Origin of the sequence: Flavobacterium sp. SH_e (assembly GCF_025717045.1) — a bacterium.
Taxonomy (GTDB): Bacteria; Bacteroidota; Bacteroidia; order Flavobacteriales; family Flavobacteriaceae; genus Flavobacterium.
Genome location: NZ_JAOVZN010000006.1, coordinates 163,956 through 177,260, shown reverse-complemented (window position 1 = coordinate 177,260; position 13,305 = coordinate 163,956). Strand labels below are relative to the sequence as shown.

The 13,305-nt window shown below is 31.9% G+C and carries 15 protein-coding genes; 10 read left to right on the top strand and 5 right to left on the bottom strand.

Translation table 11 applies throughout. The features are described 5' to 3' along the window. Positions 1 to 21 precede the first annotated feature (21 nt). The 6 genes from OD917_RS11720 (at position 22) to OD917_RS11695 (ending at position 6,601) form a co-directional block, all read left to right on the top strand. Positions 22 to 978, top strand: a complete 957-nt coding sequence (locus OD917_RS11720; RefSeq protein ID WP_263523707.1) for a type IX secretion system membrane protein PorP/SprF — start codon at positions 22 to 24, stop codon at positions 976 to 978. A 157-nt stretch (positions 979 to 1,135) separates the two neighbouring features. Continuing rightward, on the top strand, positions 1,136 to 2,323 hold the full coding sequence (locus OD917_RS11715) for a phosphoglycerate kinase (protein WP_263523706.1): 1,188 nt from the start codon (positions 1,136 to 1,138) through the stop codon (positions 2,321 to 2,323). A gap of 110 nt (positions 2,324 to 2,433) precedes the next feature. Further along, positions 2,434 to 4,248 carry a LysM peptidoglycan-binding domain-containing protein gene (locus OD917_RS11710; RefSeq protein WP_263523705.1) on the top strand — a complete coding sequence of 605 codons (1,815 nt, stop codon included), beginning with the start codon at positions 2,434 to 2,436 and terminating at the stop codon, positions 4,246 to 4,248. Positions 4,249 to 4,294: 46 nt separating this feature from the next. Beyond that, entirely contained in the window at positions 4,295 to 5,263 is a 969-nt protein-coding gene (locus OD917_RS11705) for a DUF4837 family protein (RefSeq protein WP_263523704.1), read from the top strand. 96 nt (positions 5,264 to 5,359) lie between these two features. Continuing rightward, the gene (locus OD917_RS11700) at positions 5,360 to 6,001 is read left to right on the top strand and encodes a DUF1579 domain-containing protein (RefSeq protein WP_263523703.1); all 642 of its coding nucleotides are present in this window, start codon (positions 5,360 to 5,362) and stop codon (positions 5,999 to 6,001) included. 153 nt (positions 6,002 to 6,154) lie between these two features. Further along, entirely contained in the window at positions 6,155 to 6,601 is a 447-nt protein-coding gene (locus tag OD917_RS11695) for a GNAT family N-acetyltransferase (RefSeq protein WP_263523702.1), read from the top strand. Here the strand turns inward: OD917_RS11695 and OD917_RS11690 are convergent, their stop codons facing one another. After that, positions 6,602 to 6,901 (bottom strand): helix-turn-helix domain-containing protein, encoded by a 300-nt coding sequence (locus OD917_RS11690; protein ID WP_263524575.1) that lies wholly within the window; start codon positions 6,899 to 6,901, stop codon positions 6,602 to 6,604. Positions 6,902 to 7,023: 122 nt separating this feature from the next. Between OD917_RS11690 and OD917_RS11685 the strand changes: the two genes are divergently transcribed. From OD917_RS11685 to OD917_RS11670, 4 genes are read left to right on the top strand one after another with little or no spacing between them, the layout of a single operon-like run. Beyond that, on the top strand, positions 7,024 to 7,278 hold the full coding sequence (locus OD917_RS11685) for a hypothetical protein (protein ID WP_263523701.1): 255 nt from the start codon (positions 7,024 to 7,026) through the stop codon (positions 7,276 to 7,278). Between the two features lie 53 nt (positions 7,279 to 7,331). Further along, positions 7,332 to 8,516: a radical SAM protein gene (locus OD917_RS11680; RefSeq protein WP_263523700.1), complete on the top strand. Its 1,185-nt coding sequence runs from the start codon at positions 7,332 to 7,334 to the stop codon at positions 8,514 to 8,516. Next, a complete protein-coding gene (locus OD917_RS11675; RefSeq protein WP_263523699.1) occupies positions 8,482 to 9,084 on the top strand; it encodes a hypothetical protein in 603 nt (200 codons plus the stop codon). The genes OD917_RS11680 and OD917_RS11675 overlap by 35 nt, the downstream gene beginning before the upstream one ends. After that, on the top strand, positions 9,065 to 9,526 hold the full coding sequence (locus OD917_RS11670; RefSeq protein ID WP_263523698.1) for a hypothetical protein: 462 nt from the start codon (positions 9,065 to 9,067) through the stop codon (positions 9,524 to 9,526). Before OD917_RS11675 ends, OD917_RS11670 begins: the two co-directional genes overlap by 20 nt. A gap of 5 nt (positions 9,527 to 9,531) precedes the next feature. Here the strand turns inward: OD917_RS11670 and OD917_RS11665 are convergent, their stop codons facing one another. The 4 genes from OD917_RS11665 to rnpA form a co-directional block, all read right to left on the bottom strand. Then, complete coding sequence (locus tag OD917_RS11665; protein ID WP_263523697.1) at positions 9,532 to 10,335, bottom strand: OmpA family protein; 804 nt, start codon at positions 10,333 to 10,335, stop codon at positions 9,532 to 9,534. A 3-nt stretch (positions 10,336 to 10,338) separates the two neighbouring features. Further along, a complete protein-coding gene (locus OD917_RS11660; RefSeq protein WP_263523696.1) occupies positions 10,339 to 11,976 on the bottom strand; it encodes a S41 family peptidase in 1,638 nt (545 codons plus the stop codon). A gap of 2 nt (positions 11,977 to 11,978) precedes the next feature. After that, complete coding sequence (locus tag OD917_RS11655) at positions 11,979 to 12,827, bottom strand: DUF4349 domain-containing protein (RefSeq protein ID WP_129747776.1); 849 nt, start codon at positions 12,825 to 12,827, stop codon at positions 11,979 to 11,981. A 70-nt stretch (positions 12,828 to 12,897) separates the two neighbouring features. Continuing rightward, the gene (rnpA, locus tag OD917_RS11650; RefSeq protein ID WP_263523695.1) at positions 12,898 to 13,302 is read right to left on the bottom strand and encodes a ribonuclease P protein component; all 405 of its coding nucleotides are present in this window, start codon (positions 13,300 to 13,302) and stop codon (positions 12,898 to 12,900) included. Between the last annotated feature and the right edge of the window lie 3 nt (positions 13,303 to 13,305).

Genomic DNA, 13,305 nt, shown 5'->3' with positions numbered 1-13,305 from the left:
TTATCTAAAAAATTTAATACAATGAAAAAGTTTATTTTATCCTTAGTACTCATGGCTGTAACAACAAGTTACAGCCAAGAGTTAAACCTACCAGTGTTTACCCAGTATTTAGCTGATAACCCTTTCATTATTTCCCCTGCGTATGCCGGTATTGGAGACAACCTCCGTATTAGAGCCAACGGTTTGACACAGTGGGTCGGAATTAAAGATGCACCAGATAACCAATCAGTGTATGCAGATTTTCGAGTTTTAGATCGTTCGGGAGTAGGTATTTCATTGTATAATGATAGTAATGGTAATACAAAACAAACAGGTGCTAAGGTTTCGTTTGCGCATCACCTTATATTAGATTATTATTCACAACAGTATCTTTCATTTGGTATTTCGTATAACATAAATACTTTCCGTTTAGAAACTGGTAATTTTACTGGTACAGATGGAGGGGTAACAGATGATCGTCGTACATCGAACAACAACTTTGACCTTAGTGCTTTATATCGTAATAAAGGTTTCTATGTGAGTTTTAATGCGAATAACGTTTTAAAGAAAAATTTGACTTCAGAGAGAACAAACGAACCAGATTTACTTTCTAACTTTCAGTTATATACTGGATTCACTTTTAAAGATGGAGAAAACAGACGTATCGAATACGAACCATCGGTTTTCCTTCAATACTTTGCGAGTGACCAGCGTTCTACAACCGATTTCAACTTCAAATACAGACGTTACAATCGTTACGAAGACTACTATTGGATTGGAGTTTCTTACCGTTTCTTAAATGACCAATTCCCAAAACCTTTGGCGATGGGACCAATGGCTGGTTTTATGAAATCAAAATTCTATTTTGCATATTCATACCAGTTGATGTTTAACGGTCTTAGCGGTTATAATTCAGGAACGCATTCAATCACAATCGGATTTGATTTCTTACAATCTATCAGTAACTGTCCTTGTACACAAGGTCCTGTTCACGATTAAACAAGTAATTTTATCATTTTTAAGAATTAATTTGTTTATTTTCATAATTTACAACGTTTTCGTTTTTATTAATGGATTATTTTTGCTTTTTTGAAATTTAGAGTACAGTAAAAGTCCTATATTTGTTATTCTTTCAAAAAATTAAAAAAATTAGCAGATGAAAACTTTAAATGATTTCGATTTTAAAAATAAAAAAGCAATAATCCGTGTTGACTTCAACGTGCCATTAGATGAGAATTTTAATGTAACAGATACTACACGTATTGAAGCAGCAAAGCCAACAATTGATGCTATTTTAGCACAAGGTGGAAGTGTGATTTTAATGTCACATCTTGGAAGACCAAAAGGAGCAGAAGAGAAATACTCTTTAAAACATATCTTAAAAACAGCTTCTGAAATTTTAGGAGTTCAAGTAAAATTTGCTGAAAACTGCGTTGGAGAACCAGCTCAGACTGCAGCAAAAGATTTAAAACCAGGCGAAGTTCTTTTATTAGAAAATTTACGTTTTCATTCTGAAGAAGAAGCTGGAGATGTAGCTTTCGCTAAAGAATTAGCTTCTCTTGGAGATATTTATGTAAACGATGCATTTGGTACAGCTCACAGAGCACACGCATCGACTACAATTATTGCACAATTTTTTCCAAACGATAAAACCTTTGGAACATTATTGGCAAAAGAAATTGACAGTTTAAATAAAGTTCTTAAAAACAGTGAAAAGCCTGTAACTGCTGTTCTTGGTGGTTCTAAAGTTTCTTCTAAAATTACGGTTATCGAAAATATCTTAGATAAAGTAGATCACATGATTATTGGTGGAGGAATGACTTTTACTTTCATTAAAGCTCAAGGCGGAAAAATCGGTGAGTCTATCTGCGAAGATGATAAATTAGATCTAGCTCTTGAAATTTTAAAATTAGCAAAAGAAAAAGGCGTTCAGGTTCACATTCCTGTTGATGTTATTGCAGCAGACGATTTCTCAAACAATGCAAATACTCAGGTTGTAGACGTAACTGCAATTCCTGACGGATGGCAAGGTTTAGATGCAGGTCCAAAATCTCTAGAAAACTTCAAAAAAGTAATTTTAGAGTCAAAAACAATTCTTTGGAATGGTCCATTAGGAGTTTTTGAAATGGAAACTTTCTCTAAAGGAACAATTGCATTAGGAGATTATATCGCTGAAGCTACAGCAAATGGAGCATTTTCATTAGTTGGTGGTGGAGATTCTGTTGCAGCAGTAAAACAGTTCGGATTTGAAGACAAAATGAGCTATGTTTCTACTGGTGGTGGAGCAATGCTAGAAATGTTAGAAGGAAGAATTTTACCTGGAATCGCAGCGATTTTAGACTAAAATATCACAATTAACATTTTTTTAAACAGTTTTCTTCAATAAAGAGCTTAGATTTGCAAAAATACAACTCTTGTAATTGTTTGAATTACAGAATTTTAAAATAATGTTATATGATTGTAAAGAAATTATCACTTGTGGTTTCGGCTTTCTTTTCGTTAGCTGTCTGTGCACAGGAAACGGCAAAGACAGATTTAGAGATTAAGCCTGAGGTTAAACTATCATATTTAGATTCTATTAAAAGCACATTCAAAAGAGACCATTTAGCTTCAAAAGTTGATAGTCTTTGGATGAACGAATTAGTAAGTCTAGATATTTATGATGATTTAACCAAAGACATTCAAACCATCAACAAAGATGTTACTGTCGATGAAGAACTTCCAACCGAATTGCTGAAAGAGCGTTTAGTTGCGATGAATCAGAAATCACCTTTTGAAATCGAATACAATCAAGGTTTAGAAAATATAATAAAGTCATTTCTTAAGAACCGTAAAAAATCGTTTTCTCGATTAATGGCTTTATCAGAATATTATTTCCCAATCTTCGAGGATGCTTTTGCAAAACAAAACGTTCCTTTGGAAATAAAATATTTAGCCGTTGTAGAATCTGCTTTAAATCCTAAAGCAGTTTCTAAAATGGGCGCTACGGGACTTTGGCAGTTTATGTACGGAACCGGAAAACAATACGCTTTAAAAATAGATTCTTATATAGACGAAAGAAGCGATCCTCTTAAAGCTACAGCCGCATGTTCAGAATACATGACCAAAATGTTCAATATTTTTGGTGACTGGGAACTGGTTTTAGCTTCTTACAATTCTGGTCCAGGAAACGTTACCAAAGCAATTCGTCGCTCTGGCGGAAAAACAAAATACTGGGACATTCGTAATTATCTTCCAAAAGAAACTCAAGGTTACGTTCCTGCTTTCTTAGCAACAATGTATCTTTTTGAATATCACAAAGAACACGGAATTAACCCTGAAAGAGCTGTGGTTAAAAACTTTGAAACCGATACTGTAGCAATCAAAAATCAAATGTCTTTCAAACAGATTGCTGATTTATTAGATATGCCACAATCACAAATTCAGCTTTTAAATCCATCTTATAAAATGGGAATTGTTCCTTTTTATCAAGGAGAACAGCATTTCATTCGTCTTCCAAAAGATAAAATAGCAACATTTGTATCTAACGAACCTCAGATTTATGCTTATGTGAAGTATGATTCTGAAATGAAATCAACAAATTCTAGATTGGCGGTAAAATATGCTCCAAAAGTTAGACCAGCTGTGGCAAAACCAGCTGTGATTGAAAATAGAGATTTCGAATTCTATAAAGTAAGAAAAGGAGATAATTTGGGAGCAATTGCTTCAAAATACAATGTTAGCATCAGTGAGTTAAAAAAATGGAATAATTTAAAATCGAATTCAGTTGCCATTGGTAGAAATATCAAGATTAAATCTGAAGAGGAAGCTCCAGTTAAAACTGCTCCAATTGTAGATAAGAAAGAAGAAGCTATTGCTTCTGCCGATGAAAAAGATAAGCCATCAGCTGTAGATATGGACTATGTTGTCGTTGCTGGGGACAATTTAGGTAGCATTGCAAAAAAATTCGGTACGACTATTGCGGAGTTAAAAGAACTTAACAATTTAACTTCAAATAACATTGGTTTAGGAAAAACATTAATTATTTCTAAAGCAGCGATAGTTATAGAAGAGCCAGTTTCAACAGCAATTGCATCAAACTCGGTTGATACATTCAAGAAAAAAGCACCTTCTAAAAACGTTAGTGAAGATTATTACGTTAAAAAAGGAGATTCTTTATACAGCATTTCTAAAAAATATCCTGGAGTTACAATTTCAGATATTAAAAAATGGAATGACATTAAAGATGAAGATATTAAACCGGGAATGAAACTTAAAATAAACGGATAATAGAAAAATCTTATTAAATTTGGGTTTTATTTCATAAATTAAAAAAATGAATAAAACCCATTTTTTATTGCTATTGCTTCCGTTTTTACTGACATCATGTTTCAAAAGTGAAAAACAAAATGAAACAGTTTCAGGAAAAACCAATACTATTTCAGTCATTATTGACGATCAATTATGGTATGGAGAAGTAGGAGACAGTATCAGAAATAAATTTGCTTCGCCAGTTCTTGGACTTACTCAAGAAGAACCGCTTTTTACCATCAATCAATATCCTGCAAGATTATTGGAAGGCTTTGTTACTGACAGCCGAAGCATTATTGTGGTAAAAAAAACAGCCGCAGAAAAATTCGAAATTATTCGAAGTAAAACTTTACCTCACAACACTTTTCGCATTTACGGAAAATCGGTCGATGACATTATTTGCAGTCTTGAATTGAATTCACCGCAAATAATCAAGATTATTCACGATGCCGAAATTCAAAAAATTCAGGAAGATAACAGCGCTTCTTTGCTGAATAAAGCTATCATAAAAAATAAATTCCATATCAATATTCAAATTCCAACAGGATATGAATACATGTTGCACAAAAAGAAATTTATCTGGCTAAAGAAAGAAATCATTAGTGGGAATACAAGTTTATTGATTTATCAGATTCCGTTGAATAATTTCAAAAAGAAAAAAGACGTCGTAAGTGCTATTGTAAAAATGCGAGACTCAATTGGTAAATATATCCAAGGACGTGAACCCAATACACAAATGATTACCAGCGAAGCCTACGCGCCTTATTTTTCAAAAATTACTTTAGACAACAGAGATGCTTTTGAAACAAAGGGAACTTGGGAATTAAAGAATGATTTTATGAGTGGTCCTTTTATCAATTATGCAATTTTAGATAAAACTTTTAATAGAGTTTTAGTGATTGAAGGATTCTGCTATTCGCCATCTCATCAAGAACGTGATTTAATGCTCGAGTTAGAAGCAATCATAAAAACAGTCAGAATTGACAAAAGGTAGTTTTGTTTTGCGATTAAAAAGTCAAAGCATATCCAACGTTAAACCTGAAACAATTTTTCGTAATTTTATTCATAACAAACATAAAAACAAATAGTTATGAAAAAATTAACCACAACCTTAGCAATAATAACTTTATGTTTTATTTCTTGTAAAAAAGAAGTAAAAGCAGAAGAGTCAACCCCAAAACTGGCCGACAGTGTTAAAACGGAAGAGCCAGTTGTTGAAGAACCGCTTGATTCTGCAGCACAGATGAAAGCTTGGGCAGCTTATGCAACTCCGAGTGATGCACATAAAATACTGGCTGATGAAGTTGGAACATGGAATTGCGATATGACATTTTGGTCTGATGCTAATGCAAAACCTGAAAAAGAAACTTCTGTAGCAGAAATCAAAATGATTTTAGGCGGTCGTTTTCAAGAAGCAATTTATAAAGGAACTATGATGGGACAGCCATTTGAGGGTAAAGGCATAGTAGGCTATAATAACGCTACTAAAGAATACATTTCCACATTTATCGATAATATGGGAACTGGAATGATGACTAGCACCGGAAAGTATAACGAAAGCACCAAGAGTATAGAATATTTTGGAGAAATGGCCGATCCAGTAACAGCAAAAAGCACCAAGTATAGAGAGGTTTATACTATAGTAGACGCCCAAACCAGAAAAATGGAAATGTATGATACAAAAAATGGGACTGAATATAAAAGTATGGAAATCGTAATGACAAAGAAATAATTTTTTATTTAGTTGCAAAGACACAAAGACACAAGGTTTATTTCTACATGATATAACTTTGTGTCTTTGTGATTTCTATAAGAAACTTTAGCGCAGCCTAAAAAAATATATAACTTAGCGCCTTAGTGCCTTCGCGGCAAAAAATAAGGAAGAATGGAACTAAAATGGAAAATAAAGCCTTTTGAGGCATTAACTGTAGATGAGTTATATGATTTGCTCAGATTGCGAAGTGAAATCTTTGTAGTCGAACAAAATTGCGTTTATTTGGACCTTGATAGCAAAGACAAGAAAGCATTGCATCTAATTGGAGAGTTTGAAGGCAAAATTGTTGCGTATTCACGATTATTTGATGTAGGAATAAGCTTTGATAATGCTTCGATTGGAAGAGTAGTTGTTGACCAAAACTATCGCGATAGAAAATGGGGACATGCATTAATGAAAGAAGCAATAGCTGGAATTAAATCCAATTTCGGAAAAGATCAAATCACTATTGGTGCTCAATTGTACCTAAAGAAATTTTACGAAAGCCACGGTTTTGTCCAAACTAGCGAAATGTATTTGGAAGATGATATTCCGCATATTGAGATGATACGTGAATAGCTAGTTTTTTTTTAATCGACTTAATTCATTTTTTAATATTTTATTTTCCTTTTTTAATAATTCAATATGTTCTATAATGAAAGAAGGGATACTAAATGATTGTGATAATGCATAGTTTTTATTTTCTTCCAATTCACAAATTTCTTCTATTTTAACATCTAATACTTTAGCAATTCTCTTCCACTCGTTATCGGTTATTTTTATACTTCCATTTTCTCGTCTACTGTAAGCAGATTGACTCATCCCAATTAAATCGGCTAATTTTTCTTGAGAATAACCTTTTTCAAGTCTCGCTAAGATTAATTTTTTTTCATTATTGTATTTTTTTTCTTACAATTATATCATTTTTTTTAAACTTTTGAATATTTAATCTTGCATTTTGTTTTTTTTAATTAATCAATTCGCATGAAAACTGCATAATTTTGAATAATGTTTTTGAAGAAGAGCCTATAAATTTGAATCTAGTTATTAATTATGATTTAAAATTTAATTTTTTTATTTTGAAGAAACAAAAAGTAAAGTTTTTTTTAAACAAGGCTAGTAATGTTGAAAAAAAGGATGATTCATTAAGACCTTTATTAAGAACGGAAATGCAAAAGATATTAGGAGGTATTATGGAAGATCGTGATCCGCCAGCTGGTAGAACATATACTGAAAGTACTTATGTAAGACGTTAAAAAAAAGTATTAATTATTGGGCGAGTGATCGCCCATTTTAATTGAATAATTTTATGGTAACTAACAATCTTGTAGTTAAAGTTGCAAGTAGATGTAATTTGAATTGTAGTTATTGTTACGTATACAATATGTGTGATACAAGTTATAAATTGCAACCTAAATTTATGGCTCAGAATGTTATCGAATCATTACTATTGCGAATAAAAGATAATTGTATTGAAAATAATCTTAGCGAATTTTTGGTAGTTTTTCATGGAGGTGAACCTCTATTGGCAGGCATTGGATTTTATGAGAACTTTATTAAAACTCAAAAAAGAATAATACCCAAAGAAATTTGCATTGAATATGGCATGCAATCTAACGGTACATTATTAAACGAAAAAATAGCTTTGCGTCTTAAAGAATTAAATATTCAAGTCGGAATTAGCATTGATGGAACGCCAAAATCTAATAGTATAAATAGAGTAGGCCATAAAGGGGAGAATATGTATCTTCAAATTGTTAGTGGATTTAATTCGATTAAAAATGTATTTGGAGATGATTTTTCTAATTGTTTATGCGTAATTGATGTAAGTGATGATCCAAAAGAAGTTTATCAGCATTTTAAAAAATTGGAAGTAAATAATGTTCATTTTTTATTTCAAGATTATAATTATATAAATTCTGATAGTAATAAAGTGCCTAAAATTGGTAATTGGCTTGTAGAAATGTTTGATTTGTGGATAAATGATAAGGAATCAAAAAAACCAAATGTCAGACCATTTTCTGATCTTATAAATCTGATTCTTGGATCTGGTGGTGAATCAGAAATTTTTGGTTGTGGAATAAACAAAACTTTAGTTATAGAAACTGACGGTAGTATTGAAACAGTTGATACATTGAAAACTTGTGGAGATGGTTTTACTAAAACAAGCTTTAATGTACTCAACGATGACTTGAATAAAATTTACAAGCATTCCGAATTAGCAAGATTATATTATTATAGTCATGATAAATTGTGTGAAACTTGTGAGAGTTGTTTGTTCAAGCCAATATGCGGAGGAGGATTTATAGGACACAGATATTCGTTGGAAAAAAATTTTAACAATCCTTCTATCTATTGCAAAGAAATCATTCAAATTATCTGTCATATCCAGAATGAACTATTGCATCGGTTATCGCAAGAAGTTTTGCAGAAGATAAAATTACAAAAGTTAAATTACGATGAAATTATTAAAGATAAATTCTCAGATGAGTAAAAGGATATTGATATTAAAAGTGTTCTTTTTCGTTTTTATAAATAATATTTATTCTCAACAAGATGAAAAATTTTATTTAGAGCAAGCTGGTTTTTGTAAAACTATTTTGAGAACAAAAAATGACACTATTATTTATCTTACTTCAAAAGAAAAAATATCAATTTCTAAACCAACAATAGTTTTTGTACAAGGATCATTACCCTTGCCAATTCTTTTTTATGATGAAATTAGCACAGGTTCAATAATTCCTTTTAAAATTGATGATTATCTCTCAACTTTTAATTTTGTTATTATAGGAAGAAAAGGAATTCCTTTAATTGGAAGTTATGATAGAGATTCCCGAGGATATGTAAATGATAAAGGAGAAGTTCCTAAGAATTTTATCGACAATGATAATTTGGAATATCGTGTAAAACAAGTTGTTTCGGTTGTTAATGATCTTAGTAAAAATAGACAGTTTAAAAATGGACCATTATTTTTAATTGGGCATTCTGAGGGATATCGTGTAGTTGCTAAAGTGGCAGAGAACAATAAAAAAAATTGCAAAGATGGTTTGCCTATCAGCTAATCCATTCAACAGGATTTCTGAAAGTATTTTAAAAGAAAGATTTTATAGTAGTGATAAAGAAAATGATGATCAATCTCAAAAGAATGTAGAAGAAGATTTGAAAGATTATCTAACTATTAAATATGATAAAAATAATTATAGCAATAATAGCAAGTATAAGAATTGGTTAAGCTACAATCAAAACCTGAGTTTTGAAAGTTTTAAATATTATAAAAACCCGCTATTAATTGTTTATGGGACTAAAGATATTGGTTCTTTGCAGAATGATTTGTTGCCTTTTTTACTAAATAAGAAAAACTTAAAACTAAAAAGCTATCCAAATTATGGACATAATTTTGAATTTAGAAAGATTAATGCCAATGGAGAGGAATTAGAAACTACTTATCATTGGGATGATGTCTTTAAAGATATTGTCGAATGGCTTTTGGCAAAAGACGTCTAAATTTATCAAATCTGTGTAATCAAAAACTCCACTCGTCGATCGTATTTATCACCCTTTCCTAACGGATATTGATTGCCGCATCCCAGATAAGTCATGCGACTTTTTGATATTTTTTTGGAAATTAAATAATGAAAAACAGTTTTAGCGCGATTCCAGGAAAGTCTCCTTTCTTTCGTGTCTCTGTCAATTCCGTCACTATAGATTTCGGGCGTACAGCAAACATGTCCGCGTATTTCAAATTTTAGGTTTCGGTGTTTTTGAAGCGTTACGGCAACTTTATCTAATTCTTTTTTTGCAATTGGAGTCAATTTTGCGCTTCCAATTTCAAATAGAATAGATTCCAGATAAACTCTATCACCAACCTTTAATTTGTCTTTGAAGGAGTTATGAATGCCTTTTCCAAAGCTATTCTTTTTAACGACAATTAAATCAACCCGCCGATTTCGAAGACGGGTTTCGTATAAATTTTCAACCGTATCTGCTTTAACGACTATTCGGCCTTTTCCCTCGAGAATAACAATTTTACTTTGATTGAATCCTTTGCTTACTAGTAAGTTTTGAATTGTATTTGCACGATTAATAGATAATCTGTAATTATATTGATCGGTACCTCTATCATCACAATAGCCATAAATCTGTATCGACTCCACTTTTGATGTGTCAATGTTTTTTATAAAATCAGAAACAACATTGATTTGTTTGCTTGTTAAATCATATCTGTCAAATTCAAAATAAATCGTTTCAACAGGTTTTTGCTGCGCCGTGACTGTATAAAAAGAGAACAGAAATAAGGCCAGAGTCAGCTTCATTTACTACATTTTTAAAATCGTTTTATATTCTGTTTGGTTATTTAATACACTAACTGCTCTTTTAATTTCCGAATTGTTTTTAAGGTAATACTGGTACAAACCTTCTTGATATTGGTATCTCTTAATCAGCTCTTCCAAAATCATGTTTTTGATTTCTTTTTGGTTTTTATCCAGTAATGTGCTTTCGCTTTTCTCCAAAGCTGCTAATAACTGCTGATATTCAGGAGCAATTGTTTCGTCTATTTTTTCATTTTTAGCTGCTGCTAAAGTATTTCTCAAAGCCACTTCGGTTTCGGTGTCAAAGGAGATTTTATTTGTTTTCAAATATTGTTTGAAAGCCGCATAATCTGCATCTGAAATAGTTGGAATCTTATCTCCCAAATTCGGATTTTTATAATAATAGCTTGTAGCATAATCAAAAACACCATCGTTTTTAATTAAAGCAGTCGCAATCGGACTTATTTTAGCTTCTTCTAATTCGATATCTGGCAAAACTCCTCCACCATCATAAACAGTTCTTCCTTTTCTAGTTTTGAAAGCATTGAAATTTTTAGCATCTGTTTTTTGCGCGACACCATTTTTGTCCTTATGTGCATAATCCAAAGCTTGAATGCATCGGCCTGATGGCGTATAATATCTCGAAATAGTTACTTTCAATTGAGTTCCATAAGTAAGATCTACAGAACGTTGTACCAAACCTTTTCCGAAACTTCTACTTCCCAAAACTACCGCGCGATCCAAATCTTGCAAAGCACCCGAAACAATTTCAGAAGCTGAAGCACTTCTTCCGTTTACTAAAATCGCCAATGGAATTTCAGTGTCAACTGGCTCTTTTTGAGTTTTATAAGTATTATTGTGTTTTTCAATTCGAGATTTAGTAGTTACAATTACTTCATTTTTTGGAACAAACAAATTACAGATATCAATTGCTTCATTCAACAGACCTCCAGGATTTCCTCTTAAATCCAAAACAATTTGTTTAGCACCGTCAGCTTTTAGTTTTTCAAGAGCTTCTTTTACCTCATTTGAAGCTTTTCTGCTAAAATGAGATAAAACAATATAGCCCGTTTTATCATCAATTTTTCCGTAAAAAGGAACCGATTTAATATCGACTTCATCCAAAACTAAAACAGTAGTACTTGGCTTTCCTTGACGAAGATATTTAATGTTGATTTTAGTATTTTTTGTTCCCTTCAATAATTGCGAAGCATCGTCTTTAAAATCGGCGATAAGAACATCTCCAATCTGAATGATTTCGTCGCCGGCTTTAAGTCCGGCTTTATCTGCCGGATAATTTTTATAAGGTTCGCGAACAATTAGGCGATCTTTCTTTCTAGAAATCAAAGCGCCGATTCCCGTATATTCTCCCGTATTATTGATTTTAAAATTGACAACATCTTGCTCGTTAAAATAAACCGTGTACGGATCTAAACTTGCCAACATGCTTTTAATGGCTTTATCCATCAAATCGCCAGGATTGGTTTCGTCAACATAATTGGTATTTACGGCTTTAAACAAAGTTGTAAAAATTTCGATTTGTTTGGCAATTTCAAAAAAGTCTTCTTTAAAACTGGTTCCAACAAACAACATTCCCGCCGCAGCGACTGGTATAATAAATTTCTTTTTGAAATACGGATACATGATTATTCTTTTTTTCTTCTTTTTAATCTTTTTCTAATAAAATAGGCAAATACAACAAACAAAATTACAAAAGGCCAAGCACTTAATAGTGAAATCAATAAATCGGATAAAGTATAGAATCCAGATTCAATTGCGCTCCAAAGTTTTGAACCGTAAGATATTTTCACGCCCTCTTTTTCAGGGATTGTTTTATAAAATTCAATAGTAACTGTGCTTTCAGAAACTCGGCTTTCCAAATATTTCAGCTGACCTTCTTTGGCTTCTATTTCTTCGCGAATAGCTGAAATTTGTTCTTCAATTTCTAAAATTTCGCTGACTTTGTTCGCTTTCTTTAAAATTTCAAGATAACGCTCTTCAAGCTTTTTCTTGGTTTTTAATCTCGAAGTAAGATCAATATATTGTTCGGTAACATCTTGAGCAGAAATAGTTTTTACTTCAAAATAAGAAACACCTTTAGAAATATCACTTATAAAACGGTCAAAATTCTGACTTGGTACTTTTATAGTAAGATTTCTAAAAAGAGTTGCAAAATCTTTTCCTTCAGAATCGTTTATAATTCGTGCTTTACTAGTCGAAGCCGCTTTTTTAATTTGACTGAAAGAGTTTTCTAAATTATCAGTTTCAAATTTTAAAGTCGCTTCTTTTATGATTTTTTGCTCGATTTTTTCTTTGACTGGAGGCGGCGGTGGCGGTGGAGCATTGTTCGGATCTGGCTCTCTGTCATAAGCGACATTTTCTGCATTTGCAGGCATTTTTACAGATGAAATAACAATGTTTTCAGCTGAAGCATCAGCTTTATTGCAGCCTGAAAGAATTAAAAACAAAAAAGATAAAAAGAAAATATGTCGCATAAAATTTCGATTTAGATCTAAAACTACGATTTTTTTGTCTAATTTGATTATTAATCTTACGTTTTGAAATTTACGATTCGGTTTTCTGCTCAGAATCTGGAGTTTTGTTTATTTGAAGTGAGAATTTCTCAAACAACTGAATCATTTTCGTGTTGATTTCTTGGTAAGATAATCGGTCTTTTGTCTGATAAAAAAGCATTATAGAATACGGCTGATTCAAATTATCCAGAAGCAAATGTTTGTTTAAACGATAGGTTTCTCTTAAAACTCTTTTAAAGTAATTTCGATCAACGGCTTTCTTGAAATATTTCTTAGAAACCGAAACGCCAATCTTGGTTTGTTCTTCTGAATTTACTTCCGCTTGACGGTAAACCAAACGAAGCGGATATTTGGACACCGATTTTCCTTCAGAAAACAGTAAACCAATTGTCGTTTTGCTTTTTAAACGCTCATTTTTAGGGTAAGTAAAGTTCATTTA